Consider the following 24,886-nt stretch of genomic DNA (forward strand, 5'->3'; position numbering starts at 1 on the left):
TGCCTGGCTTAAGCCTAGACAGCTCTGGCACGGACGCCACCTACCCTTATACCGTCATTGGACGACCAGGGTGGTAGCCGATTCGTACTCGTCAGCCTCATAGCTGAAGTAGTACGCGCCGTTGTTGACCGTCAATAGAGTGTTGCAACGGCCAAAGGGTTCGGACAAATAGCCCTTGCCGTCGGTGACGTTGAGCAGCAGTTCCTGCTGGGCGCTGCAACCGTTACCGAACCAACTGGCGTGCACCCGGTACAGGCCCGGGGCCTGGTCGAGTTTTTGCACGCCCTCGAACGTCATGCCGTCATCGAACAGCGCAGCCTTGGCCACTACCACGCCATTGACCATAAGCTGGCTCGGCGCCTTGTTCGGCCCCTCGGTCTGCTCGGCGACCACCTTGAGGCTGTCGCGGCCGTCTACCAGCTTGGTCACGGGCGTGCCCGCCGCAGAGGGATAGCCCGGGGCGCGGCTCAACTCCAGGGAACTGCCGACACGGGGCGCCAGGCCCTCAGTGCCATGGCGGCGCATCGGTAAATGGTGGGCCTTGCGCAGCTGCGCAAAGGCCTGGGGGTTGCTCGCTTCCAACTGCCTCATGGCGTCGAAATCCATCAGCATCACCCGGGCGATGGCGGTGCCCGGGCGCGTTTGCCAATGGCTGATCTGCATGCGCTGGCCGCGCAGGTAGGGGGCGTAGAGGTTGAGGGCGTGGTCGGTGCTGGCATCGGCGCGCAGGTCGATGCGCGTGTCTTTGTTCATCTCGCTGAACGCCTGCAACGGCATCGGCGCGCGGGCGGCCATTTTGTCGGCGTAGGTGCGCGCCGTCAGCGGGTCGCTGTACACCTCGCCGGTGATGGAGATGACTTTCTTGCCCGGCCCGGTGGTGATGATGACCGCCTCATAGGGCTTGGCGCGGTCCACTTCAGTACGCCGTGTGTTGGAGAAATACACCGTGGCGAACTTGATGAATACCTGCAGCTCCGCAATGCCGGTGGCGTTCTGGCTGGTGTACGCCGGGCAGCCACGGGGGCAAAGGTTTTGCAGGTGAGCGGCGGCTTCATTGAAGCCGCTGCCCAGCGTCACGTCGTACAGGGCAAAAGGCTCGGCGGCCTGGGTCGGGCTGCTGAACAGCGCGGCGGCGAAGGGCAGGGCAACAAGGGCGGTTCGCAAAAGGGCGTCTCCTGGGTAAAGGCGTGCGGTCGCCCAACCTATCGGCCTGGACAGGCGAAGCTGAAGCCCGCACGATCACCCGCGTTCAACCTGGGCCCGGAGGCTTCGATGCGTAGAGAAATCGGTTACTGGAATAAAGAAGGTCGCGAGCTGTTCTACTACCTGGAATTCGAACCCGTCACCGCACAGTTTTTCCTCACCTGCGAACACCTGCCCAAAGGCGCCCCGCCCAGCGTGCGCTCGGTGCCACTAAGCGAGGCCCGGGGTGAGCGTTACTACGAAGACGCGCTACTTATCATCAAGGAGGAGTTGTTCAAGGACTATCGCCTGTGAGCAGTCAAAGTGTTGGCCTGGACTGGTCCGGGCTCCAGAGCCAGAAGGTGTAGCCGTAGTCGCCTTCCAGTTTGGGAAAAATTGCGCCATCACGGAAATACTGCCGCGAACCTTCACGGGCGGGGCTGAACCACCAACCGGCGTGGGGGCAAGGCTCACCGCTGGCTTTGCGCGGCGGGTGCTGCGGCTCGCTGCCGGGCGCGTCGGCCATGGCGTCGGGGTCGCTGTCTTCAAACTCGCCTTCGAGAAGTTCGACGAAGCACCACTTGCAGGGGCGTTCGGTGAAGGCTTTGTTCATTACTTGGTAGTAAGCCGGATCTTTAGGGTGGGGAAAGATGTTCGCGTAACGAGGTTGCTGCATGAACTTCATCAAAGCATCATCGTCTCCCCACAAACCTGCTCGGCCAACTGTTTTCAACACATCAAGGCCTAGGTCGTTAAACGTTGGACACTCTTTGAGTGGTTCAAACATCCCTTCCCCCCCACCGGTCCACGCAAATTGCAAAGCTCCATATGGATCGTCCTGAGGTATATAAACGCCGGTACGTGGCGGAATTTTCCCGGTTTCTCCTTCGATATCCATATGAACTTTCAATTTTGGCAGGCGAGGAAAATACGCCTTGGCTTCTTCCCAAGCGAACCAAAAGGTACTATCGCGCCAACTTTGGCGCATGATGCCGTCAATTTTGAAACCGTACCTGAACACCTGTCTTGCTCTATCGCGGAACTCTGCCTCCTGCTCTGCAGTAGCCCATTGCATTGAAAACTCACCCAGCATATGGGCACATTGGTAGGTTCCTGTGATGCCGTAGCACTGGTCGGCGCGTTTGGCCATATGCCACATTGTGCTTTGCCGATAGGCAATCAAGGCTGGAAAACCGCCGGTGCTCCAGTTGGCTGCGGTATCGCGTACACCCCAGCGTTCGCTGACCATCAGGGGGTCGAGAATCGAACGGCGTTCTAAAAGCATCTCGGCCATGACGATCAACTCTTCGATCTTCGGCAACAACGCGTCCAAGTAACTTTGCGACGAGTAGTAATAGAGCATTGCTGCCTGGCGTTTTTGCCAAAGCGACAGGTGATAAGTTGGGGTCATCGGATAAAGCGGATTCATTTTTTAAACTCCGTTACTTGGCCGGGTAAGTTGGGCAGGCCGAGGCGCACGTTATTAAGTTGGGTATCAAAGTCGGTCATGCCCCAGGTGGTATCAAAGGGGCCGCTGATGGCGGGGTGATTGATTTTTTCACGCAGGCACTCATAGAACTCCTGTTCTTGTGGCGACAGGTTCTTGTAACGCTCGTAGTTCATGTCCGGGGCAGGTTCCATGCGACCGGTCTGGCGATCCACGCGGTAGTAGGTCAGGGTGTCGAAGGCTTCAGCGGTACTTTCGCCGGCGCTATTACGGATGAACTTGGAATCGAACTTGATTTGCTCCCAGCCGCCTTCCAGATAGCGGTCACCTAGTTCCATTTCCCCATCCTTGACTTGGGACGCCGCAGGGCCTTTCCAGACCTTGAGGGTTTCCCCGGCCTTGAGTTCGTACACCACGAACTGGCCATTGACGTTCCAGTCCGGCCACACCGCCAGGTACTTGCGCCAGGCAGACTTGGGGTTGGCTGAATCCATGATTTGCTTGAACACGGCTTCCGTGACCCAGTCCTGGGCGCCGGCGACACTGCCGGGGCCTATGATCCGGTAAAGGCGTAGGGGGCCTTTGAGTTCAGCCGCCTCCAAGCCCTTGGCAAAACTCACGATGTGTTTCTCTTCAAGATTTGGAAAACCCCTTGCCACTTCTTTGTTGACGATCTTGATGCCCTCCTCTAAATCCAGCGGCTTCAACTCCCTCGGCTTCCCCCGACTCAACCACCCCGGCAACGGCTTCGCATCCCGCATCAATTTCACCGCCCGCGCCTCGGGCAATCCGCCGTGAAAGTGCACATTCACCGTGTTCAAGATCGCCCGATGCTGCATCAGGTGTTCCATTTCCAGCCGGCGGATCACGATGTCGAGGGCGTCGCGTATCGGTTGCAGGGCTTTGCCGATATGGGCATTGGCTTGCAAACGCACGGCCTTGACCATGTTCAGGGTTTGCTCGGCCTTGGCGGCGGCCCCAGGGACGTATTTGACTTTGCCCAGCAAAGTGTTGAGCAGGGCAATGCCCCGGTCGAAGGCGTGCAGCAACCTCAAGACGTCTATCTGGTTGCGCACCTTCTTGATGGCGTCAGCCAGTTCCTTGAACACCTGGCCCCATTTCATGCCACGCCAGTACTTCAACACTTCCTTTTTGCGCAGCAAGGTAATGACCCAGGTCATCGCCTCGTCCACGGCCTGCTCCACGGCATGGCCGCCCGAGCGGCGGATGAACAGGAAGAAGATTTTCAGCACACCCTTGGCCAGGGAACCGAGCACCGGAAACAGGCCGATCAGGGTCAGGCACAGGCCGACCCAGGCCCAGGTGTTGCTGTGGTCTTTTTGCAGTTCGCGGCAGTTGGCGACCAAATCGCGCATGTCGCAGACCTGGTCCACCAAGGGCACCATGGAAACCGCCGCGTCGAAGGCGATTTGCCCGGTGCTGCGGTCTTGGTTGAAGTCCCCCTGGATCGCCTCCCACACCCAGAGGGCGGTATCGACACTGGCGTCGAAGAGTTTTTCCGGGGCACCGGTGATGTACGCCAGGGCGACGCGCATGTTGTCGGCGGGGACAGTGGGTTCTGGGGGAGAGGATGGCGGCATGGCACGCACTCGCGCAGGACAAAACGCGATGCTAGCGAGGCAATTTATTGCGCGAAATCAGACCAAACGGACGCGATTGGTGGGAATCGGCCTACGACAATTCATGACCGCAGCGAGCGCCAGCCGTGAGGGGCGATAGCCTGGGGTGAACCCGCCTACTGCCCTGCAGCTGACCCGTTAACCCATTTGCCCCTCCCGCTCCCGCGCAAACGCCACCAGGATCTCGACAAATACCCGCGCCGCTTCGCTGGGCAGTTCGTCTTTGCGGGTGATGATGCCGTAGTCCTGGGGTTCGACCTTGAAGGGGGTGTCGAGGACCTTGAGCAAGCCGCTTTGCACCTGGGGTTGCACCATCGACTCGGGGAGCATGGCCAGCATCGGGCCCGATTGCAGCAGGTGCAGGAAGGTGGGCATGGAGATGGTTTCCACCGTGTCGGTGGGGGTGGGCAGGTTGAAGCGGGCGAAGGCGGCGTCCATTTGCCGGCGCAGGGGCGCGTTGAAGGGGTACATGACCCACGGCCAGTCGCTCAGTTGCGCGATGGCCACCGTGTCGAAACGCGCCAGCGGGTGTTCGCGGTTGACCACCAGGCAGAACGGTTCGTGGCCCAGGGGGCGGAAGTCGTAAGGGGTCTGGTAACGCTCGTCGGTGAAGCGGGCGATTATCAGGTCGAGTTTTTTGTGTTCCAGCATCTCCAGCAACTGGTTGCTGGTTTGTTCGATCACTTCGATGGACAACCGTGGCCGCTCGCGCTTGATGCGGGTGATGGCTTCGGGCAGCACCACCGAGGTGGCGGCGAAGATCGCGCCGATCTTCAAATGGCCGTGGCCGCCCTTGCGCACTTTGTTCAGTTGGTCGACGAACGACTGGGTGTCGTGCAACGTCATACGGGCAAAGCGCACCACGAATTCCCCCAGTTCGGTGAGGGCCATGCTGCGGGTCTGGCGCTCGAACAAGGCAAAGCCCAGTAGCCGCTCGATGTCGCGCAGCATTTTGCTGATGGCCGGTTGGGTGAGGTTCATCAGCTCGGCGGTGGTGTGCATGTTGCGGGTCCGGGCCAGGGTGTCGATCAGCAGCAGGTGTTTGATTTTCAGCCACTTGCTGACGCTGGCGTAGGATATTTCGTCGTTTTCCATAGGGCACCCCGAGGCATTGATAACGAAACGATATCAAAGGTTGAAAATATGTCATTGGGATTTATCGGTGGGCTGCACTAGCGTGCCGGGGTCAGCGCTGCTGATAGCGGAAAAATCTAATAATAAGGCTCATACCATGACCCCAGAAAAGACACGATCAGACCACCTGGCCGCCATCGAAAGCGCCCTCGCCAAGTGCCGCTGGAAGCTGTTGCCATTCCTTGCCCTGATGTTCGCCCTGGCGATGATCGACCGTTCCAACGTCGGCTTCGCCAAGGCCGCGCTGCAAGCCGATATCGGCTTGAGCAACGCGGCGTTCGCCCTCGGCGCGGGGATTTTCTTCATCGGCTATGCGATTTTCGAGGTGCCCAGCAACCTCATGCTGCACCGGGTTGGGGCGCGGGTCTGGCTGAGCCGGATCATGATTACCTGGGGCCTGGTGTCGGCGGCGATGATGTTCACCCGCGACGAAACCACGTTCTACGTGCTGCGCTTTCTGCTGGGCGTGGCCGAGGCGGGCTTCTCTCCGGGCGTGATCCTCTACCTGACCTACTGGTTCCCGGCCCAGCGCCGTGGCCAGGCGATCGGCATCTACTACTTCGGCCTGCCACTGGCGCTGATGCTCGGCAGCCCGCTGTCGGGGTGGTTGCTGGAAATGCACGACATGTTCGGCCTGACCAACTGGCAGTGGATGTTCCTGGTCGAAGGCCTGGCCGCGGTAGTGGTGGGGATCATCGCGCTGTTCTACCTCAAGAGTAAGCCCGAGGAGGCTAACTGGCTGACCGCGCAGGAGAAAGCCGCGCTGAGCCTGGAGTTGCAGGCCGAGGACAAACTCAAGGTCAGCCACGGCCCGAAAACGTTACTGGACCTGCTGCGCAACACCCGGGTGATGAAGTTCATCCTGATCTACTTCAGCGTGCAGGTGAGTGTCTACGGGGTGATCTTCTACCTGCCCACGCGCATCGCCGAGCTGCTGGGCACCACGGTGGGGTTCAAGGTGGGCATGCTGATTGCCGTGCCCTGGCTGTGCGCGGCCATCGCCATGTACTTCGTTACCCGCTACGCCGACCGCCACGGTTCGCACCTGAAAATGGCCATGTGCATGCTCGCCCTGGCCGCCATCGGCATTGCCGCCTCGGCTTTGCTCAACAGCTTCGGCCCGGTGCTGTTGGCGTTCTGCTTTGCGGCGGCGGGGTTCGTCACCGTGCAACCGCTGTTCTGGACCCTGCCCACCAGTTACCTGGGCGGCGTGGCGGCGGCGGGAGGGATTGCCTTGATCGGTTCCATGGGCAACATCGGCGGTTTCGTCGCGCCGATGCTCAAGGCCAACATGGAGATCTGGTTCACCGACCCACGGGCGGGGATGTTGTCGCTCTCGGCCGCCGGTTTGGTGGGCGTCTACCTGCTGTGGACCTTGCGCACCCCGGCGCAGCCCTCGGCACAGGTACAAGGCGTGGCGACCAAGGCCTGATCGCCTACCGGCGCAGGCGCCAGGCCAGCGCCAAGCCCAGCCCCAACAGCACGGTGGCGCCGGTGAAGGTCCATTGCAGGCCTTGGCCGGCGCCACCGTGCTGTGCGGTGAGGGCATATACCGTGCCCATCAGTGACGCGCCGCTCAGCAGGCCCAGGTTGCGGGCCAGGTTGAGCAGGCCCGACACCACGCCACGTTGCGCGGCGGGCACATCCTGCATGACTGCCGTGTTGTTGGCCGCGAGGAACAACTGATAGCCCGGCGTCAGGATCGCCAACGCCACGAGGTAACCCACCACCCCCAGCCACGGCGCCAGCCAGCCCAGGGCCAATGCGCCCAGGGCCAGGGTGAATAAACCCTGGCGCAGCACCGCCAGCGCGCCCCAGCGGTCAACCAGTTTGCCCGCCGGCACCCCACTGAACGCGGCCATCAGCGGCCCCACCGACATCACCAGGCCCACGCTGGCCGGGGCCAGGCCCAGGGCGTCTGTCAGATAGAACGGGCCGACCACCAGGGTGGCCATCATCACCATCGCCACCAGCACGTTGAGCAGTAGGCTGGTACTCATCAATGGCGCCCGCAGCAGCGGCAAATGAACCAACGGCGCCGCCACCCGTGCCTCGACCCACAGGAACAGCGCCGCGCCCAGCGCCGCCGCCAGCAACAGCAGGGCATTAAGTAGGCCCAGGCTGCCGCGCCCCAAGGTCATGGCCAGAGCATAGGCGCCCAGCGCCAGGGCCAGCAGCAGGGTGCCGAAGGGGTCGAAGCCGCTGGGTGCGGTCCTGGGTGGGTCGGCGGGCAAGTAGCGATAGCCTAGGGCCAGGGTCAGCAGGCCCAGGGCAGCGCAGGGTACGAACAGCCCCCGCCAGCCGAACCCGTCGATCAACACGCCGCCCAGGGTCGGGCCCAGGGCGGTGCCGATGGCCGACAGCGTCCCGAGCAGGCCCATGGCGCTGCCGGTGCGGGCCTTGCCCACGGTGTCGCCGACCATGGCCAGGGTCAGGGCCATCATCAGCGCGGCGCCGACACCTTGCAGGGCCCGTGCGCCGATCAATATCCCCAGGCTGGGCGCCACCGCGCACAGGGCCGACGCCAGGCTGAACAGCGCGACCCCGGCCAGCAGCACCCGGCGCCGACCCAGCAGGTCGCCCAGGCGCCCGGCGCTGACGATCAGGCAGGTGATGGCCAGCAGGTAGGCCAAAACCACCCACTGCACCTGGCCGAACGGGGCGGCAAAAGCCTGGGCCAGTGCGGGCAAACCGACGTTGGCAATGCTGGTGCCCAGGGCACACAGCAACAGGGTCAGCGCCAAGCTGGCGAGGGCGGGGGTCGGGTTCACATGGGGCTCCTGAGGCGCGCCCGGGGTGGGCGCATGCAGCAGCCTAAGGCGCGCCGGGGTAGGGCGGAAGACGCATGGGTTGCACATCACCTGTGCATGGAGCGCCATATCTCGATGGGCAACGTGCTATCGTCCGGCCATGACGAAACCTGATCTCAACCTGCTGTTCACCCTGGATGCCTTGCTCAGCGAAGGCAGCGTGACCCGTGCCGCCCAGCGCCTGCACCTGAGCCCCTCGGCGATGAGCCGGGCCCTGGCGCGCCTGCGGGCCACCACCGGCGACCCCTTGCTGGTGCGCGCCGGCCGCGGGTTGGTAGCGACGCCCCGGGCGTTGGCGCTACGCGAGCAGGTCAGCCAATTGGTGCGCGACGCCGAAGCGGTGCTGCGCCCGGCCACGGTGCTGGACCTGGGGCAACTGGCGCGCACTTTCACCTTGCGCAGCAGCGACGGTTTTGTCGAAACCTTCGGCCCGGCGCTGCTGGCCCGGGTCGCGGCCCAGGCGCCGGGGGTGCAGTTGCGCTTCGTCGGCAAACCGAACAAGGACAGCAGTGCGATGCGCGACGGCGATGTGGACCTGGAAACCGCGGTAGTGGGCCCCGGCACCGCGCCGGAGCTGATCGCCCAAGGGTTGTTCCGCGACCGTTTTATCGGCGTGGTCAGCCCTGAGCATCCCCTGGCCGAGGGCGTCGTCAGCGCTGCCCGTTACGCCCAGGGCCGCCACATCGGCGTGTCGCGCCCGGGCCTGCACAACGGGCCTGCGGCCATCGATCTGGCCCTGCAAACCCTGGGCTTGCAACGGCGCATCGTGACGGTGGTCGGCGGCTTTTCCACCGCCCTGGCCCTGGTGCGCAGCGGCGAATTGATCGCCAGCGTGCCCGAGCACCACACCACCGGCCTGCGCCAGGGCCTGCACAGCTTTGCCCTGCCGCTGGAGCTGGCGCCGATCACTGTCTCGCTGCTCTGGCCGCCACGGTTGGACGCCGACCCTGGCCACCGCTGGTTGCGCGGCTGTGTGCGTGAGGTGTGCGCCGGCCTGTCGCCAGCGGGGTCAAGTGAGGCATTAGCCTGATCTGGCGCAATAGCCGCCCTGATCGGGTCATTGCCGGTGTCTGTCGGCCGCCATAGCGGTGATAATGCCCGCCGCTTTCTTTCCTCCCCCTACTGGACGCCTTTGCCATGATGTTCGAGATCAAACACCAGGACCCCATCCTTTACCGGCGCGAAACCCGCCGCAGCACCCTGGTGATAGCCGTGGTGTTCGTGTTGCTGGGCCTGGTGCTGTCGGGTTTGGCGGTGAAGCTGTTGGGTGAGCCGGGCGGCGACAATTTCCGCTACAACCTGGGCGGTGTGATTGCTTCGGTGCTGGTGTGTGCGGCGCTGGTGCGTTTCAAGTTCTGGTCGCAGCCGTGGATGGCGTCTGCGGCCTATGGCTGGCAGCTCAAGCGCAACCTGATGCGGGTGACCAACGTCATGCACCACGTCACGGCCGGTGTCGCGGCGGGGGATGAAACAGCGATGAAACTGCTGCGCTTCTATCACCTGGGCCTGACCCAGATGCACCTGCTCGACGCCAACACCAGCGCCCTGAGCCAGTCGGTGCAGGAGATCGACCGCCACCGCGAGCGCATGCTGGAGCTGGGCCTGGAGCCCGAGCAAATCGCCCTGAACCCGCAGTGGCTGGCCCACGTCAAACAGATTCCGGCCGCCCGATAAAGGTGAACAGCGTGCTCGAACAGGGTTTTATCCTGACCCGCCATTGGCGCGACACGCCGGCCGGGACCGAGGTGGAATTCTGGCTGGCCACCGACCGTGGCCCGCGCCTGCTGCGCCTGGCGGTGCAGCCCTCGGTGGCGTTTGTCCTGGCCGAGCAGCGTGGGGCCTGTGAAGCGTTGCTGGCGGATGAGCGTGAGGTGGAGCTGCGCGAGCTGCAATTGGTGGACTTTCACCACCGCCCGGTGCTGGGCCTGTACTGCCGCCAGCACCGCCAGTTGATCCACCTCGACAAGGTGCTGCGCAAGGCCGGGGTGGAAGTCTACGAGGCCGACATCCGCCCGCCCGAGCGCTACCTGATGGAGCGTTTCATCACCGCGCCCGTGGCCTTCAGCGGCGTCGCCCAGGCTTCGGGCCTGCTCGCCGACGCTCAGCTCAAACCGGCGCCGGCTTATCGCCCGGCGCTGAAACTGGTGTCCCTGGACATCGAGACCAACGCCTTCGGCGAGCTGTACTGCATCGGCCTTGAAGGCTGTGGCGAGCGCCAGGTGTACATGCTCGGGCGCGGCGAAGACAACGACCCGGCCCTGGGCTTCAACCTGGCGTACTGCGAAAGCCGCGTGCTGTTGCTCGAACGCCTCAACCAGTGGCTGGCGCGCCACGACCCCGACGCCATCATCGGCTGGAACGTGGTGCAGTTCGACCTGCGGGTGCTCCACGAACACGCCCGGCGCCTCGGCGTGCCACTGCTGCTGGGGCGCAACGGTGGCGAAATGGAATGGCGCGAGCACGGCAACCGCAAAAACCACTACTTCGCCTCGGCCCCCGGGCGGCTGATTATCGATGGCATCGAGGCGCTGCGTTCGGCCACTTGGAGTTTCCCCTCGTTCAGCCTGGAAAACGTCGCCCAGACCCTGCTCGGCGAAGGCAAGTGCATCGACAACCCGTACCAGCGCATGGACGAAATCGACCGCATGTTCGCCGAGGACAAACCCTCCCTGGCCCGCTACAACCTCAAGGACTGTGAACTGGTCACGCGGATCTTCGCCAAGACCGAGCTGCTCACCTTCCTCCTGGAACGGGCCAGTGTCACCGGGCAACCGGCGGACCGCAGCGGCGGCTCGGTGGCGGCGTTCTGCCATTTGTACATTCCGCAGATGCACCGCCAAGGCTTCGTCGCGCCGAACCTGGGGACGTTGCCGCCCCAGGCCAGCCCCGGCGGTTTTGTCATGGACTCGCGCCCGGGCCTATACGAGTCGGTGCTGGTGCTGGACTACAAGAGCCTGTACCCGTCGATCATCCGCACCTTCCTCATCGACCCTTTGGGCCTGGTCGAAGGTTTGCGCCACCCCGATGACAGCGAGTCGGTGGCGGGCTTTCGTGGCGCTCGTTTCTCGCGCACCCGCCACTGCCTGCCGGCCATCGTCGCGCAGGTCTCCGAAGGCCGCGAAGTGGCCAAGCGCGAGCACAACGGGCCGCTGTCCCAGGCGCTGAAAATCATCATGAACGCCTTCTATGGCGTGCTCGGCTCCAGCGGTTGCCGCTTCTTCGACCCGCGCCTGGCCTCATCCATTACCCTGCGCGGGCACCAGATCATGCAGCAGACCCGCAAGCTGATCGAAGCCCAGGGCCATCAGGTGATCTATGGCGACACCGACTCCACCTTTGTCTGGCTCGGCAGCGTCCACAGCGAAGAGGACGCCGCGCGCATCGGCCAGGCCCTGGTGGCCCAGGTCAACCAGTGGTGGCGCGAGCACCTGCGGGCCGAAATGGGCCTGGAGAGCGTGCTGGAGTTGCAGTTTGAAACCCATTTCCGGCGCTTCCTCATGCCCACCATCCGCGGCGCGGAGGAGGGCAGCAAAAAGCGCTACGCCGGCATGGTGCGGCGCGCCGATGGCAGCGATGAGATGGTCTACAAGGGCCTGGAAACCGTGCGCAGCGACTGGTCGCCCCTGGCCCGGCAGTTCCAGCAGGAGCTGTACCTGCGCATCTTCAACCGCCAGCCGCACCAGGGCTATGTGCGCGATTTTGTGCAACGCACCCTGGCAGGCGAATTGGATGAATTGCTGATCTACCGCAAGCGCCTGCGCCGACGCCTGGACGACTACGAGCGCAACGTGCCGCCCCACGTGCGCGCGGCGCGCCTGGCCGACGCCTACAACGACCGCCAGGGCCGCCCGCGCCAGTACCAGAACGGTGGCTGGATCAGCTACGTGATGACCCAGGCCGGCCCCGAACCCCTGGAAGTGCGCACTGGCGCCATCGACTACGAGCACTACGTGGTCCGCCAGTTGCAACCGGTGGCCGACGCGATCCTGCCCTTTGTCGGCGACGATTTCTCGACCCTGGTGGGTGGGCAGTTGGGGTTGTTTTAAGCCGCGCCCCACCCAAGCTGCGGCCATCACTGTGGGAGCGGGCCTGCCCGCGAGGGCGGTCGCACAGCCGACATCTTCATTGCCTGGGCCAGCGTTATCGCGAGCAGGCTCGCACCAAAACCCACCGGCCCGCGCCCACTGACGGTGGGGCGGTGCTGGCTACAGGGGGGAGGCACTGGGGCTTAGGGTTTGAGGCGCTTTTGGAAGAAGTGCTGACGATGCCCTGGCGGGTAGTCGTCGATCTGGCCGTACTGGGTAAAGCCGAGTTTTTTGTAGAACTGCGGGGCCTGGAAGTCGAAGGTGCCGAGCCAGATGCCGGTGCAGTCCTTCTCCCGCGCCAGCTCTTCGACCATGTGCATCAACCGCGTACCCACGCCCTGGCCACGGGCCTGTTCCGGCACGCTGAGCAGCTCGACGTACAGCCACTGGTAGGAAATCTTGGCATAGAGGCCGCCGAGGATTTCGTCGCTGTGTTCGTCGCGCACCACCAGGGCGAAGTTTTGAAAGTAAGGGTTGTTGACCTTGCTTTCGCTGTAGGCCAACAGCGGGTTGAGGATCGCCAGGCGATCTTGATCCGTGGGTTGGTCCAGTCGTTCGATACGCATACGCATCCTTGTTTTCTAGGGACGATGTGGCCGCCCAGAATGGCGCAGCGCGCGCCTTATGCCAAGGACAGGTTAAAGAGAAAAAATGCCAGGCTGACCCAGATCAGCAGCGCCAGGTGGGTCAGTTGCAAGCCTTCCTGGCGAATCCAGTAGCCGAACCACAACCCGCCCAGGTGCATGGCGAAGATGAACCCGGCGAACCCACTCAGGGCCAGGTTCAGCCAAGGCCGGGCGGCGGCCAGGTCGCCGCCCACCAACAACTGATAGGTGCCCACCAGGCAGGCGAGGGCGGCGAACACTTGCAGCGCCAGCACCCCCCCCAGCGCCAGGCGTGGCCACCACGGTGCCGCCAAGGCCCGGCCCAACAGCGGCGTATCGATGGCAGGGGCCTCTTTGAGCGGTGCCATCGACAGCGTGGCGCCCACCGCGCCGACGGAACCGGCAAAGCCTTTGCAGTTATTCAGCGCGGCGATCAGCAGCCACAGGCTCAAGCCTACGGCGTTGATTGCTTGGAATATCCAGACACTCAATTGCGTACTCATCTCAGCACTCCTTGGCCGTGGCCGCGTTGGTGGCCGCAGCCTTGGGGTTGATGCGCCGCGCCAGCAGGAAGCTCAACACCGGCGCCAGGGCAAAGGTGGCGAACAACCATAGGGCGGCCGATTGAATACCGGCGACGCCGTTAGGGCTGTTGAGCCCGGCGGCGTTGGCCACCAGCCCGGCGACTGCCGCACCCACCGCCATGCCATACAACTGCACCGTGGTGATCGCCGCCGAGGCCATGCCCTCTTCGCCGGCCGGGGCCAGGGTCAGGACGCGGGTCAGCAGGTGCGGCCAGCAAATCCCCACACCCGCGCCGGCACCGGCCAGGGCCAGGCCGCAAAGCAGGGTCACAATCGCTGGCGAAAACACCCCGGCCGTGGGCATCAGCAGCGCCAGGGCTGCCAGGCTCAGGGCGCAAAGGGCAGGGCCAACCCGCAGCAAGCGCTCGGCGCTGGCGCCGCTGCGCCCGGAGGAAAACACCGAAGCCAGGCTCCAGCCACCGGCCATGGCAGCGGTCAGGTAACCCGCCGCCAGGGGGGTGTGGCCGTGCAGGGTTTGAAGGAAGTACGGCACGAAAATCTCGCAGGTAGTGCCCACCAGCAGCAGGGCGACACTGGCGTACACCGCGCCCAGTGGCGTGGTCAGCGCCGTGGCGCCGCGCGGCAGCATGCGCACCTCGGCGCGGCGGTCATGGCGCACCGCCGCCAGCCCCAGCAGCAAGCCGCCGACCACACCCAGCCCTTGCCAGAGCAGTTGTGGCGACAGGCTGCCCGCGGCAATGGCCAACACCGAAGCGGCGAGCAGGGCGATCTGCACAAAGGGAATGCGCACCGGGCCATCGCTGCCCCGGGCCTGGCCGGGTGCGGGGCGCAGTTGCACCACGATCAGCAGGCCTTGCAGCAACGCCACCGGCAGCAGCGTCCAGAACGCCCAGCGCCAGTGCCCGGCCTGGGCGAACAGGCCACCGAGGGCCGGCCCGCACAGGGTGGCCACGCCCCACATGCCCGACACCAGCGCCACCGCCCGCGGCCACAGGCGCGGCTCGAACACCAGGCGGATCAGCGCATAACTGAGGGCCGCCAGCGTACCGCCGCCCAGGCCCTGCACGCTGCGCCCGAACAACATCCAGGGCATCGAAGGCGCCAGGGCGCAGATCGCCGAGCCCAGGGCGAACACCGCCAGCGCCGTGACACAGGCCCCGCGCTTGCCCGCCGCCGCCAGCAGCCATACCGAGAGGGCGGCGCCGATGATCGAGGCCACCACAAAGAGTGTGGTGTTCCAGGCGTACCAGGCGAGGCCGCCGATGTCCCGCACCACCGACGGCAGCACGGTGGTGACGATGTGCACGTTGATCGCGTGTAGCGCCACGCCGCCGACCAAAGCCAGGGCCAGCAGGCCATTGCGCCCGCTGAACAATTCGCCCCAAGTGGCGGTGGGGGTTGGGTCTGTGTGCATCAGGGTTTCCTCGACAGGTGAGCGGCCGGCGCCTAATATCCAAGCGTTGGCTTGGATATTAGGGGGATACATTGAGTTACACAAGTGAAAGCTTGGATAAAGCACAGGGGCAACCTACGTCAGAACGCATCCTGTTTCTGCTCAAAACCCGTGGCCCGTTGCCCAATGCGGCGATCGCCCAGGCCCTGGACATGACCGCCGAGGCGGCGCGCCAGCAACTGCAAAAACTCCTGGCCGCGGGGCTGATCGAAGGCCACCAGGACACCACCTCCGGCGTCGGCCGGCCACGGCAGAACTGGGCGTTGACCGAGGCGGGCAACCGGCGCTTCCCCGATGCCCACGCGCAGTTGACGGTGCAGTTGATCGGCTCGATCCGCCAGTTGTTCGGCGAAGAAGGCCTGGACCGCTTGATCGGCCAGCGCGAATGCGAAGCCCGTGCCACCTACCAGCAGCGCTGCAACGGCCAGACCCTGGCCGAACGCCTGGAGCAACTGGCGCGGGTGCGCACCGAAGAAGGCTACATGGCCCGGGTCGAGCGCGACGGCGACGCCTGGCGCTTGATCGAAGACCATTGCCCGATCTGCGCGGCGGCCCGCACCTGCCAGGGCTTTTGCCGCTCCGAGCTGCAACTGTTCCAGGAAGTCGCCGGCCCCCAGGCCCTGGTGCACCGTGAAGAACACCTGCTGGACGAATCCCGGCGCTGCGTTTACCGCATCACCCCATTACCCGCGTCGGTGTAGCACGCGGGCGACCCTGGTTGCTACACCGACGCGGGGCGTGGCTTCTTGGCCGGGGTTTTGCGTTTGGGGCTTTTGCGTTTGTTTTTCCACGGCGTGGCGCCGGGGCTGGCGGGGCCGCTGATGGTCAGGCTCAGGCCGGCGCAGCGGGCCACTTGCTTGCTCATCCAGCCGGCCTGTTTGGTGACGAATTCCTCCAGGCTCATTTCCCCGCTTTGCACCATGTCCAGCGCCTGTTCCCAGATGGCGGTGGTGCCGGGGTCGGCGATGGCCCGGGGCACGGCATCGATCAGGCTGAACGCCGGCGCGGTGGCGGCCAGGGCCTTGCCGTGCTTGCTCAGGTAGCCGCGGTCCAGCAGGCCCTGGATGATCCCCGCGCGGGTGGCTTCGGTGCCGATGCCGGTGGTGTCCTTGAGCTTTTGCTTGAGCAGTGGGTCTTGCACCAGTTTGGCGACGTTTTTCATCGCTTTAATCAGGTCGCCTTCGGTGTAGGGCTTGGGCGGTTGGGTCCACAGGTCTTTGGGGGTGACCTTGGCCACCGCGCAGTCCAGGCCTTCGGCCAGGGCCGGCAAGGCCTGGGGCGCCGGGGCTTCACGGCCTTTGGCCGGGGCCAGGGCTTCGGGCAGGGCGCGTTTCCAGCCCGGCTCCACGATCACTTTGCCCACCGCTCGCAGGGCGTGGCCGGCACAGTCGAAATCGGCCTGGGTGCGGTCGTATTCGTGGTCGGGGAGGAACTGCGCCAAATACCGTGCGCGAATCAAGGTGTACACCGCGTGGTGTTTGCCGCTCAGGCGCGCCAATTGGCCGGCCGCAGCGGTGGGGATGATGCCGTGGTGGGCGCTGACCTTGGCGTCGTTCCACGCCCGCGAGCGGCGCTGGGCCCGCAGGTGCGGGGCCAAAGCCGCCAGCGCCGGGTCGGCGGCGGCCAGGGCAGCGAGGATCGCCGGCGCCTCGCCGTGCTGGCTCAGGGGCAGGTAGCCGCAGTCGCTGCGCGGGTAGGTGATGACCTTGTAGGTTTCGTACAGGGCCTGGGCCACATCCAGGGTTTCCTGGGCGCCGAGGCCGAGTTTCTTCGAGCAGATTTCCTGCAGGGTGCCCAGGTCGAACGGCAGCGGCGCCACTTCGCGCAGGCGTTCGGTGCGCAGTTTGGTGACCCGGGCGCTGGCGGCGTTGGCCATGGCCTGGGCGGCGTTGTGGGCCAGGGCCTGGTTGAGGCAGCGGTCCTGGTCGTCGCAGGCATCGCCGGGGGCGCGCCACTGGGCGGTGAATAGGGTGTCGGCATGGCGCAACTGCACGTCGATGGCCCAGTAGGCCACGGGCACAAAGTCAGCGATGCTGCGGTCGCGGTCCACCACCAGGCGCAGGGTCGGAGTCTGTACCCGGCCCACCGGCAGCACGCCTTGGTAGCCAGACTGGCGCCCCAGCAAGGTGAACAAGCGGCTCATGTTCATGCCGATCAGCCAGTCGGCGCGGGAGCGGCCCAGGGCCGAGTGGTACAGGCTGAAGGTCTCGGCGCCGGGCTTGAGGGCGCCCAGGGCCTTGCGGATCGACGCGTCGTCCAGGGCCGACAGCCACAGGCGCTGGATCGGCCCCCGATAGCGGCAATGTTCCACCAGTTCGCGGGCGATCATCTCGCCTTCGCGGTCGGCGTCGGTGGCGATCACCAGTTCCTGGGCCTCGCCCAACAGGCGTTTGACCACTTTGAACTGGCTGGCGGTCTTGGGTTTGACGCGCATTTTCCATTGGGCCGGGACGATAGGCAGGTCGGCCAGCACCCAGCGTTTGTAGCGTTCGTCGTAGGCGTCCGGCGGGGCGGTTTCCAGCAAGTGGCCAATGCACCAGGTGACGGTGGCAGTGGCGCCCACCCAGCAGCCGTCGCCCCGGCGTGTGGCGCCGAGCACCGCCGCGATGTCTTTGGCCTGGGAAGGTTTCTCACATAGGAACAGCCGCATAACCACCCTCATTTGCAACGTTTGCGCAGGCCTACAGCATGGCCAGAGATGGCGCATCGGGCAACCTTTATCTGTATGGATATACAGATAAAGGTGTTTCGCCGCCCTGTGTAGAAAGCGGGTTGATAGCGCTTGGCTATTGCCATTGTCGGGACTCTACTCGACAATGCGAGTCATTATCACTCACGACTTTTTGCCGTTATGCCTTCCGACGAGTTGTCCCTGCGCAGTGCCGTCAACGACCTCTATTGCACCCATCAGGGTTGGTTGCACGGCTGGTTGCGCCAGCGCCTGGGTAACGGCAGCGACGCGGCGGACCTGGTGCAGGACACCTTCGTGCGCATCATCAAGGCGCGCAATGCCCTGGACATCCGCGAGCCGCGCCCGTACCTGTCGCGGGTGGCCAAGGGCTTGCTGGTGGACCTGTTCCGCCGCCGCTCCCTGGAGCAGTCCTATCTGCAAGTGCTGGCCAGTGCGCCGCAGTGGGAGCAGCCGTCCCTCGAGGAGCAGGCGATCATGGTGCAGGCCCTGGTGGACATCGACCGCATGCTCGAAGGCCTGGGCGCGAAAGTGCGCCAGACCTTCATCCTGTCCCAATTCGATGGCCTGACCTACGTGCAGATCGCCGCGCAGTTGGGTATCTCGGTGCGCAGCGTGAACAACCACATGGCCCGGGCCATGGAGCATTGCTGCCTGATGCAACTGCAGGTGCAGGCGCCATGAGCCGTTTGTTGTCGTCTTTGCCCGCCGCCGAACTGGCCGCCCTGAGTGCCGCGGCGCAGTGGTTCGCGCGCTTGGAGTCCGGCACTGCCACGGCCGAAGACCAGCAGGCCTGGCACCGTTGGCGCGGCGCCGACCCGCTGCACGAACAGGCCTGGCAGCGCATGGAATCGGTGCGCGAGCAACTGGCCGGGGTGCCGGGCAAGTTGGCGGCGCCAGCCCTGCGCGGGGCCGAGCGCTCGCGCCGCCAGGTGCTGCGCAGTGTGCTGGTGCTGGCGTCGGCTGGCTCCGTGGGTTGGCTGGGCTGGCGCAGCGAGGCGTCGCAACAGCGCTTTGCCGATTACCACACCGCCGTCGGCGAGCGCCGCGAAGTGCGCCTGGCGGACGGCAGCTCGCTGCTGCTTAACACCAATACCTCGGTCAATGTGCGCTTCGATGGCCAGCAGCGCTTGTTGCACCTGCTGGCCGGGGAAATCCTCGTCAGCACCGCCGCCGACCCGCTGCGCCGGCCGTTTCGCGTCGAGACCCGCCAGGGCCGCGTGCTGGCCCTGGGCACGCGGTTTATCGTGCGCGCCGAGGGCGCGGGCGGTGAAGTGGCGGTGTTGGACAAAGCCGTGCAAGTCAGCCTGGCGGGGCAGCGTACGGCGCTGCGCCTGGAAGCGGGGCAACGGGTGGCCCTGCAAGCGCAGGGGTTGGGGCCGGTGCGGGCCAACGATGCGTCGGTGGGCGCCTGGCAGCAGGGCAGCCTGATTGCCATCGACCGGCCCTTGGGCGAGTTGCTGGCCGAACTGGCGCGTTACCGGGTGGGCGTGTTGCGCTGCGACCCGGCGATTGCCGGGCTCAAAGTCTCTGGCGCGTTCCCGCTGGACGACACCGACCTGGCCCTGGCCGCGCTGCACAGCGCCTTTGGCCTCAACATCACGCGCTACACCCGCTATTGGGTCAGCGTTAGCGCCTGAAAAAACCGCGGCAAAATTTTTTTGCGGCCTTTGCACTTTTACCGCCCATCGCTCGGCTTATCCCCCAGTGAGTTTAATAATCGTTATCGGGGAAGGGCACGCATGTCTCATATTCAAAAACCGCGGGCGGGGCGCTTGGCCCACGGGGTCAAGATCGCGCTGTTGGGCATGGTGGTGGGCAGCACCGGGTTGGCCTTGCCGGCGGCGGCCCAGGTCGCCCAGGAACAGGGTGCGGCGCGCACGTTCGACGTCGCCGCTGGCAGCCTGGCCGAAGTGCTCAGCCGTTTTGCCAGTGCCGCCGGGGTGGCGCTGTCATTCGACGCCCGCTACACCGAAGGCCGCCGCTCGGCCGGGCTGCGGGGCGCCTACGGCGTTGCCGAAGGTTTTGCCCGCATCCTGCAGGGCAGCGGCTTGCAGGCCGAGGCGCAAAGCAACGGCAGCTACGTGCTGCGGGCCGTGGCGGCCGACGGCGCGGCCCTGGAACTGGGGGCCACCACCATTTCCGCCGAGCAACTGGGGGCCACCACCGAGAACAGCGGCTCCTACACCACGGGCGCGGTGACCATCGGCAAGGGCGCCCACAGCCTCAAGGACACGCCCCAGTCCCTCACCGTCATGACCCGCAAGATGCTTGACGACCAGAACCTGACCACCATCGACCAGGTGATGGAAAAAGTCCCCGGCATCACCGTCTACGACTCGCCCATGGGCGGCAAATACTTCTATTCCCGCGGCTTCCAGATGCTCGGCCAGTACCAGTACGACGGCGTGCCCCTGGACATGGGCAACAACTACGTACAGGCCGACAGCTTCAGCAGCGACATGGCCTACTTCGACCGCGTGGAAGTGCTGCGCGGCGCAGCGGGCATGATGAAAGGCGCGGGCGGCACCTCGGGCGCGGTCAACTTTGTGCGCAAGCGCGGGCAGAGCAGCGCCCACACCGAGCTGTCGCTCAGTGGCGGCACCTGGGACAACTACCGTGGCCAGGTCGACACCGGCGGCCCCCTCAACGACGCCGGCACCGTGCGCGGCCGGGCGGTGGTGGCCGAGCAGTCGCGGCGCTACTTCTACGACAACGCCGAGCGCCGCGACCAGACCTACTACGGCGCCCTGGATTTCGACCTGAGCCCCGACACCACCCTGGGCGTCGGCCTGGCCTATGAAGACCTCGACGCCACCCCGTGCTGGGGCGGCCTGCCGCGCTACAAGGACGGCAGCGACCTCAAGCTGCGCCGCTCCACCTGCCTGGACCCGGCGTGGAACAACTGGCGCAGCAAACGCACCACGGCGTTCGGCGACATCAAGCATCAGCTCAACGACGACTGGGCGCTCAAAGTGGCCGGCGTGTACACCAAGAACACCCAAGACATCAAATACGCCTTCGCCTCAGGCGCGGTGACCCCGGGCGTCAACGAAACCCGCATGCTCGGCAGCTTCTATGACTACGACCAGGTCGACTACGGCTTCGACGCCTACCTGGACGGCAAATTCGATGCCCTGGGCCAGCAACATGAACTGACCGTGGGGGTCAACGCCAGCCGTTCCCACAAGGACGACTTCTACTCCGTGGCCTTCGTGCCGCAGAACCAAAACGTGTTGCACCCGGACAAAAACATCATCGAACCCAGCGATGACTACTTCACCGACAACTCCACCCGTGGTGGCCCGGTGGACTCGCTGACCAAGCAGTACGGCGCGTATTCCACCCTGCGCCTGAAACTGGCCGACCCGCTGACCCTGATCGTCGGCAGCCGGGTCAGTTGGTACAAATCCGATACCGACTCGTTCTACCTGCGCTCGCAAACCCGTGAAGTGTCCAACAGCACGGAAACCGGCCAGGTCACGCCGTTCGCCGAGGTGCTGCTGGACCTCAACGAGCACCTCACGGCTTACGCCAGCTATTCCGACATCTTTACCCCGCAGGGCAATTTGCGCAGCGACAGCGGCGCCTCCCTCAAACCAATGGTGGGGCAGAGCTATGAGTTGGGGATCAAGGGCGAGTGGCTGGACGGGCGCCTGAACAGCTCGGTGAACCTGTTCCGCACCCTGCGCAAAGACCAGGCGCAAACCGACTACGCCTCCTCCGACTGCGCCACCCCGGACGGTTACTGCTACCTCAACGCCGGCAAAGTCCGCGCCCAGGGCTTTGAAGCCGAAGTCAGCGGCCAGGTGCTCGAACGCCTGCAACTGCTGGCCGGCTACACCTACACCCAAACCAAGACCCTGGACGACATCGACACCACGAAAAACGGCGTGGCTTTCAACACCTACGTGCCCCGGCACATGCTGCGCCTGTGGGGCGACTACAGCCTGGGCGGGTCGCTGGAGCGCTTCACCCTCGGCGCCGGCGTCAACGCACAAAGCGACAACTTCCGCGCCTCGCCGGCCACCGGGCAGAAGTTCAACCAGGCCGGCTACGCCATCTGGAACGGGCGCATCGGCTACCGCATCGACGACACCTGGTCGCTGGCGCTGAACGGCAACAACCTGTTCGATAAGCGCTACTACGCCACCATCGGCACGGAGAACTTCGGCAACTTCTACGGCGAACCGCGCAACTTCATGGTCTCGGTCAAGGCCGCGTTCTAAGCCCCATCCCCTGTGGGAGCGGGCCTTACCCGCGATAAGGCCGGTCCAGGCCATGCGGTTATCGTGGCTGGAATACCGCCATCGCGAGCAGGCTCGCTCCTACAGAGGAACACCCACCATTCCAACGGTGGGAGCGGGCCCTGCCCGCGATGAGGCCGGTCCAGGCCATGCAGTTATCGTGGCTGGAATACCGCCATCGCGAGCAGGCTCGCTCCTACAGAGGAACACCCACCATTCCAACGGTGGGAGCGGGCCTTGCCCGCGATGAGGGCGGTTCAGGCCATGCAGTTATCGAGGCTGGAATACCGCCATCGCGAGCAGGCTCGCTCCTACAGAGGAACACCCACCATTCCAACGGTGGGAGCGGGCCTTGCCCGCGATGAGGCCGGTCCAGGCCATGCAGCTATCGAGGCTGGAATACCGCCATCGCGAGCAGGCTCGCTCCTACAGAGGAACACCCACCATTCCAACGGTGGGAGCGGGCCTTGCCCGCGATGAGGCCGGTTCAGGCCATGCAGTTATCGAGGCTGGAATACCGCCATCGCGAGCAGGCTCGCTCCCACTCTGGTGTCGATCACTTATGCTGGCTGGCCCGCCGCTCCGCTGTGGGAGCGGGCCGGGCGGTGCTCCGCTTGCTACGACGCGCGGGTGGGTTTGCGGGTCAGCCAGTTGGCGGCCAGGTCGAGGCTGGCGCAGAACAGGAAGTACACCAGGGCCACGAACAGGAAGATCTCCGTGGGATGGACCATGACCCGGTTGCTGACCTGGGTGGCGACGAACGACAACTCACCCACTCCAATGACGTAGGCCAGGGAGGTGTCCTTGATAAGGCTGATCCACTGGTTGAGGAACGAGGGCAGCATGATCGGCAGGGCCTGGGGCAGGATTATCAGGCGCAGCACCTGCCAAGGCTGCATGCCCAGGGCGCGGGCGGCGGCCCATTGGCCTGTGGGCAGGCTCTGGATGCCGGCGTGTACCGAGTGCGCCAGGTAGGCCCCACCGATCAGCGACAGGGCGCAGACCACCGTGGCCAGGGCCGGTACGTCCACCTTGAAGACGATGGGCAGGAGGAAGTAGCTCCAGAAAATCAGCATCAGCACCGGGATCGCCCGTAAAAAGCCCAGCACCGCCAGCAACACGCCCCGGGGCCAGCCTTTGAGCAGGGTCAGGCCCAAGCCCAAGGCCAGGCCCAGGGCGGCGGCGATGGTGCCGGACAGCAGGCTCAGCACCAGGGTCAGCGCTGCACCGCCAAGGGGGCCGTTGGGGTAGGCGCCAATCAGGAAGTAGTCGAGGTTGTCGCTAATGACGGAAAAGTCCATGGCTCAAGCCGCTCCCTGGCGATAGCGCTTGCTGTGCTGCACCCACTGCCCGATGGCTTCGATCAGGGCAATGCTGAGCACGTAGAGCAGGGTGGCGAAGCCGAAGGCCTGGAAGGTCTTGAAGGTTTCGGTTTCGACCTGGCGCGAGGCGTAGGACAACTCGGCCAAGCCGATGGCCATGGTCAGGGACGAGTTCTTCAATGCGTTCATGTACTGCCCCAACAGCGGCCCGAATGCGGTGCGCAAGGCTTGCGGCAACACCACGTACAGCCACACCTGGGCGCTGCGCAGGCCCAGGGCGAAACCGGCCTCGCGCTGCTGGGTGCGTACCGAGGCGATGCCGGCACGGAATTCTTCGGCGATAAAAGCCGCGGTGTAGAGCGTCAGGCCCCAGAAACCGGCGATGAACTCAAAGGACGGCCAACCGATGACCCAGCCCGCGAGGCTGATCTCGTGGGGCATGTTCAACCACATCACCAGGGCTTCGGGCAGCAGGGCGCTGACGCCGAAGTACCAGAAAAACAGCTGCACCAGCAGCGGCGTATTGCGAAACAGCGCCAGGTAGGCGTGGGCCGGCCAGGCCAGCAGCCGCGAGGGCGACAGGCGCGCCAGGCAGACCACGAAACCCAGGGCTGTGGCCACCAGGCAAACCACGGCGCTCAGGGCCAGGGTCAGGACAAATCCATCGAACAACCAGTGCAGGTATTGCGGGCCGAGCAGTTCACCGAACATCACAGCAGTGTCCATGCAGAATCAAAAACGCCCGCGCGGTGATCCGCTGCGGGCTGTTGGTGGCATTACACAGCGCTGGGCTCAGCTCTTGTCGCCGATCTTGTAGAGGCGGGTCAGCGGGGTCTTGGTGTCGGGGCCGAACCAGGTGTCGTAGATCTTCTGCGCCTGGCCTTTGCTTTCCAGCTCCAGCAGGGTCTGGTTGACCACTTCGGTCAGGGCGGTTTCGCCCTTGGGCACGCCCACGCCGATCAGGTCGTTGGAGATGGTGAACGGCGGTACTTCGTACTTGTCCTTGTCCGGCACGTTGGCCAGCAGGCCGATGAGTTTCGGGCCGTCTTGGGTAATGGCTTGCACGTTGCCGTTGCGCAGGGCGGTGAAGGCGAACGGGGTGTCGTCATAGGCGATCACTTTGGCGCCGGGGAACTTGTCGCGCAGCACGCCTTCGTTGACGGTGCCTTTGTCTACGCCGACGCGCCATTTGTTCAGGTCTTCAGGGGACTTGAGGGTGCCTTTCTTGACGATGAACTGCTGGCCGGAGCTGAAGTAAGGAATGCTGAAGTTGACCTGCTCGGCGCGCTCGGGGGTGATGGTGAAGTTGGCCAGCACCAGGTCGACCTTGTTAGCCACCAGCAACGGCACGCGGTTGGCCGGGTTGGTCGGTTGCAGTTGCAGCTTCACCCCGAGCTTGTCGGCGATGGCCTTGGCGTAGTCCACGTCCAGGCCTTCGATCTGCTTGCTTTTGGCGTCGATAAAGCCGAACGGTGGGTTGCTGTCGAACGAAGCCACGCGCAGTACGCCGGATTTCTTGATGTCATCCAGGCGATCGGCGTGGGCCAGGCCGGACAGCACGGCGAGGGTGAGGGCGGTGAGGGCAGTCAATTTTTTCATGGGGTTCTCAACACTTAATGGATGATTCTGGTGCCGAGTCTTGCAGCCTGTTGCAAAACGTTAAAGGAATATAAAAGAATTTGCTGATTCCTAAATCGCATAAGGTGGCTTTTTGATCTCAGCGCCAA

21 protein-coding genes are annotated in these 24,886 nt (G+C 64.7%); 9 read left to right on the top strand and 12 right to left on the bottom strand.

The genetic code is table 11. From position 1 onward, the window contains the following. Positions 1–54: 54 nt before the first annotated feature. Positions 55–1,164: a hypothetical protein gene (locus tag AC19YR_RS03090; RefSeq protein WP_500597086.1), complete on the bottom strand. Its 1,110-nt coding sequence runs from the start codon at positions 1,162–1,164 to the stop codon at positions 55–57. Between the two features lie 108 nt (positions 1,165–1,272). On the opposite strand from AC19YR_RS03090, the gene AC19YR_RS03095 reads away from it, so the two are divergent. Then, the gene (locus tag AC19YR_RS03095; protein ID WP_095108556.1) at positions 1,273–1,497 is read left to right on the top strand and encodes a hypothetical protein; all 225 of its coding nucleotides are present in this window, start codon (positions 1,273–1,275) and stop codon (positions 1,495–1,497) included. Positions 1,498–1,501: 4 nt separating this feature from the next. On the opposite strand, the gene AC19YR_RS03100 is transcribed toward AC19YR_RS03095, so the two are convergent. From AC19YR_RS03100 to AC19YR_RS03110, 3 genes are all read right to left on the bottom strand, one after another. After that, positions 1,502–2,611 (bottom strand): hypothetical protein, encoded by a 1,110-nt coding sequence (locus AC19YR_RS03100; RefSeq protein WP_500597087.1) that lies wholly within the window; start codon positions 2,609–2,611, stop codon positions 1,502–1,504. Continuing rightward, the gene (locus AC19YR_RS03105) at positions 2,608–4,230 is read right to left on the bottom strand and encodes a hypothetical protein (RefSeq protein ID WP_500597089.1); all 1,623 of its coding nucleotides are present in this window, start codon (positions 4,228–4,230) and stop codon (positions 2,608–2,610) included. Before AC19YR_RS03105 ends, AC19YR_RS03100 begins: the two co-directional genes overlap by 4 nt. A gap of 177 nt (positions 4,231–4,407) precedes the next feature. Then, positions 4,408–5,364: a LysR family transcriptional regulator gene (locus AC19YR_RS03110; RefSeq protein WP_500597091.1), complete on the bottom strand. Its 957-nt coding sequence runs from the start codon at positions 5,362–5,364 to the stop codon at positions 4,408–4,410. A gap of 136 nt (positions 5,365–5,500) precedes the next feature. Between AC19YR_RS03110 and AC19YR_RS03115 the strand changes: the two genes are divergently transcribed. Beyond that, positions 5,501–6,835, top strand: a complete 1,335-nt coding sequence (locus AC19YR_RS03115) for an MFS transporter (RefSeq protein WP_095108552.1) — start codon at positions 5,501–5,503, stop codon at positions 6,833–6,835. Between the two features lie 4 nt (positions 6,836–6,839). Here AC19YR_RS03115 and AC19YR_RS03120 read toward each other — a convergent pair whose 3' ends face one another. Next, the gene (locus AC19YR_RS03120) at positions 6,840–8,261 is read right to left on the bottom strand and encodes an MFS transporter (protein WP_500597093.1); all 1,422 of its coding nucleotides are present in this window, start codon (positions 8,259–8,261) and stop codon (positions 6,840–6,842) included. Positions 8,262–8,313: 52 nt separating this feature from the next. Here AC19YR_RS03120 and AC19YR_RS03125 point away from each other — a divergent pair, with 52 nt between their 5' ends. The 3 genes from AC19YR_RS03125 to AC19YR_RS03135 all read left to right on the top strand — a co-directional run bounded on the left by AC19YR_RS03125 (position 8,314) and on the right by AC19YR_RS03135 (position 12,259). Continuing rightward, the gene (locus AC19YR_RS03125) at positions 8,314–9,243 is read left to right on the top strand and encodes a LysR family transcriptional regulator (protein ID WP_500597095.1); all 930 of its coding nucleotides are present in this window, start codon (positions 8,314–8,316) and stop codon (positions 9,241–9,243) included. A 110-nt stretch (positions 9,244–9,353) separates the two neighbouring features. Further along, entirely contained in the window at positions 9,354–9,887 is a 534-nt protein-coding gene (locus AC19YR_RS03130; protein WP_095108613.1) for a DUF3087 family protein, read from the top strand. Positions 9,888–9,898: 11 nt separating this feature from the next. Next, complete coding sequence (locus tag AC19YR_RS03135; RefSeq protein ID WP_500597097.1) at positions 9,899–12,259, top strand: DNA polymerase II; 2,361 nt, start codon at positions 9,899–9,901, stop codon at positions 12,257–12,259. Between the two features lie 182 nt (positions 12,260–12,441). Here the strand turns inward: AC19YR_RS03135 and AC19YR_RS03140 are convergent, their stop codons facing one another. The 3 genes from AC19YR_RS03140 to AC19YR_RS03150 are packed head-to-tail and all read right to left on the bottom strand — an operon-like array spanning position 12,442 to position 14,862. Next, a complete protein-coding gene (locus AC19YR_RS03140; protein ID WP_095108549.1) occupies positions 12,442–12,870 on the bottom strand; it encodes a GNAT family N-acetyltransferase in 429 nt (142 codons plus the stop codon). A 50-nt stretch (positions 12,871–12,920) separates the two neighbouring features. Then, complete coding sequence (locus AC19YR_RS03145) at positions 12,921–13,406, bottom strand: DUF2165 family protein (protein ID WP_095108548.1); 486 nt, start codon at positions 13,404–13,406, stop codon at positions 12,921–12,923. Between the two features lies 1 nt (position 13,407). Continuing rightward, entirely contained in the window at positions 13,408–14,862 is a 1,455-nt protein-coding gene (locus AC19YR_RS03150) for an MFS transporter (protein WP_500597099.1), read from the bottom strand. Positions 14,863–14,954: 92 nt separating this feature from the next. Between AC19YR_RS03150 and AC19YR_RS03155 the strand changes: the two genes are divergently transcribed. Continuing rightward, positions 14,955–15,602, top strand: coding sequence for a helix-turn-helix transcriptional regulator (locus AC19YR_RS03155; RefSeq protein ID WP_218192048.1), 648 nt, complete (start codon positions 14,955–14,957; stop codon positions 15,600–15,602). Between the two features lie 20 nt (positions 15,603–15,622). On the opposite strand, the gene AC19YR_RS03160 is transcribed toward AC19YR_RS03155, so the two are convergent. Beyond that, complete coding sequence (locus AC19YR_RS03160) at positions 15,623–17,551, bottom strand: DNA topoisomerase III (protein WP_500597101.1); 1,929 nt, start codon at positions 17,549–17,551, stop codon at positions 15,623–15,625. Positions 17,552–17,752: 201 nt separating this feature from the next. Between AC19YR_RS03160 and AC19YR_RS03165 the strand changes: the two genes are divergently transcribed. The 3 genes from AC19YR_RS03165 (at position 17,753) to AC19YR_RS03175 (ending at position 21,819) form a co-directional block, all read left to right on the top strand. Continuing rightward, the gene (locus AC19YR_RS03165) at positions 17,753–18,274 is read left to right on the top strand and encodes a sigma-70 family RNA polymerase sigma factor (RefSeq protein WP_095108544.1); all 522 of its coding nucleotides are present in this window, start codon (positions 17,753–17,755) and stop codon (positions 18,272–18,274) included. Further along, a complete protein-coding gene (locus tag AC19YR_RS03170; protein WP_500597103.1) occupies positions 18,271–19,230 on the top strand; it encodes a FecR domain-containing protein in 960 nt (319 codons plus the stop codon). Before AC19YR_RS03165 ends, AC19YR_RS03170 begins: the two co-directional genes overlap by 4 nt. Before the next feature lie 102 nt (positions 19,231–19,332). Beyond that, positions 19,333–21,819, top strand: a complete 2,487-nt coding sequence (locus AC19YR_RS03175; protein ID WP_500597104.1) for a TonB-dependent siderophore receptor — start codon at positions 19,333–19,335, stop codon at positions 21,817–21,819. A gap of 635 nt (positions 21,820–22,454) precedes the next feature. Here AC19YR_RS03175 and AC19YR_RS03180 read toward each other — a convergent pair. From AC19YR_RS03180 to AC19YR_RS03190, 3 genes are all read right to left on the bottom strand, one after another. Next, the gene (locus AC19YR_RS03180) at positions 22,455–23,138 is read right to left on the bottom strand and encodes an amino acid ABC transporter permease (RefSeq protein WP_095108541.1); all 684 of its coding nucleotides are present in this window, start codon (positions 23,136–23,138) and stop codon (positions 22,455–22,457) included. Positions 23,139–23,141: 3 nt separating this feature from the next. Beyond that, positions 23,142–23,870, bottom strand: coding sequence for an amino acid ABC transporter permease (locus AC19YR_RS03185; protein ID WP_095108540.1), 729 nt, complete (start codon positions 23,868–23,870; stop codon positions 23,142–23,144). Between the two features lie 81 nt (positions 23,871–23,951). After that, complete coding sequence (locus AC19YR_RS03190) at positions 23,952–24,758, bottom strand: ABC transporter substrate-binding protein (RefSeq protein ID WP_095108539.1); 807 nt, start codon at positions 24,756–24,758, stop codon at positions 23,952–23,954. Positions 24,759–24,886: the final 128 nt, after the last annotated feature.

Source organism: Pseudomonas sp. MF08817, from assembly GCF_059862705.1.

Excerpts from the sequence above, each read along its gene's own strand:
- AC19YR_RS03095 (WP_095108556.1), top strand. The coding sequence starts at position 1,273 with ATGCGTAGAGAAATCGGTTACTGGAATAAAGAAGGTCGCGAGCTGTTC.
- AC19YR_RS03100 (WP_500597087.1), bottom strand. The coding sequence starts at position 2,611 with ATGAATCCGCTTTATCCGATGACCCCAACTTATCACCTGTCGCTTTGG.
- AC19YR_RS03105 (WP_500597089.1), bottom strand. The coding sequence starts at position 4,230 with ATGCCGCCATCCTCTCCCCCAGAACCCACTGTCCCCGCCGACAACATG.
- AC19YR_RS03110 (WP_500597091.1), bottom strand. The coding sequence starts at position 5,364 with ATGGAAAACGACGAAATATCCTACGCCAGCGTCAGCAAGTGGCTGAAA.
- AC19YR_RS03115 (WP_095108552.1), top strand. The coding sequence starts at position 5,501 with ATGACCCCAGAAAAGACACGATCAGACCACCTGGCCGCCATCGAAAGC.
- AC19YR_RS03120 (WP_500597093.1), bottom strand. The coding sequence starts at position 8,261 with ATGTGCAACCCATGCGTCTTCCGCCCTACCCCGGCGCGCCTTAGGCTG.
- AC19YR_RS03125 (WP_500597095.1), top strand. The coding sequence starts at position 8,314 with ATGACGAAACCTGATCTCAACCTGCTGTTCACCCTGGATGCCTTGCTC.
- AC19YR_RS03130 (WP_095108613.1), top strand. The coding sequence starts at position 9,354 with ATGTTCGAGATCAAACACCAGGACCCCATCCTTTACCGGCGCGAAACC.
- AC19YR_RS03140 (WP_095108549.1), bottom strand. The coding sequence starts at position 12,870 with ATGCGTATGCGTATCGAACGACTGGACCAACCCACGGATCAAGATCGC.
- AC19YR_RS03145 (WP_095108548.1), bottom strand. The coding sequence starts at position 13,406 with ATGAGTACGCAATTGAGTGTCTGGATATTCCAAGCAATCAACGCCGTA.
- AC19YR_RS03150 (WP_500597099.1), bottom strand. The coding sequence starts at position 14,862 with ATGCACACAGACCCAACCCCCACCGCCACTTGGGGCGAATTGTTCAGC.
- AC19YR_RS03160 (WP_500597101.1), bottom strand. The coding sequence starts at position 17,551 with ATGCGGCTGTTCCTATGTGAGAAACCTTCCCAGGCCAAAGACATCGCG.
- AC19YR_RS03165 (WP_095108544.1), top strand. The coding sequence starts at position 17,753 with ATGCCTTCCGACGAGTTGTCCCTGCGCAGTGCCGTCAACGACCTCTAT.
- AC19YR_RS03170 (WP_500597103.1), top strand. The coding sequence starts at position 18,271 with ATGAGCCGTTTGTTGTCGTCTTTGCCCGCCGCCGAACTGGCCGCCCTG.
- AC19YR_RS03175 (WP_500597104.1), top strand. The coding sequence starts at position 19,333 with ATGTCTCATATTCAAAAACCGCGGGCGGGGCGCTTGGCCCACGGGGTC.
- AC19YR_RS03180 (WP_095108541.1), bottom strand. The coding sequence starts at position 23,138 with ATGGACTTTTCCGTCATTAGCGACAACCTCGACTACTTCCTGATTGGC.
- AC19YR_RS03185 (WP_095108540.1), bottom strand. The coding sequence starts at position 23,870 with ATGTTCGGTGAACTGCTCGGCCCGCAATACCTGCACTGGTTGTTCGAT.
- AC19YR_RS03190 (WP_095108539.1), bottom strand. The coding sequence starts at position 24,758 with ATGAAAAAATTGACTGCCCTCACCGCCCTCACCCTCGCCGTGCTGTCC.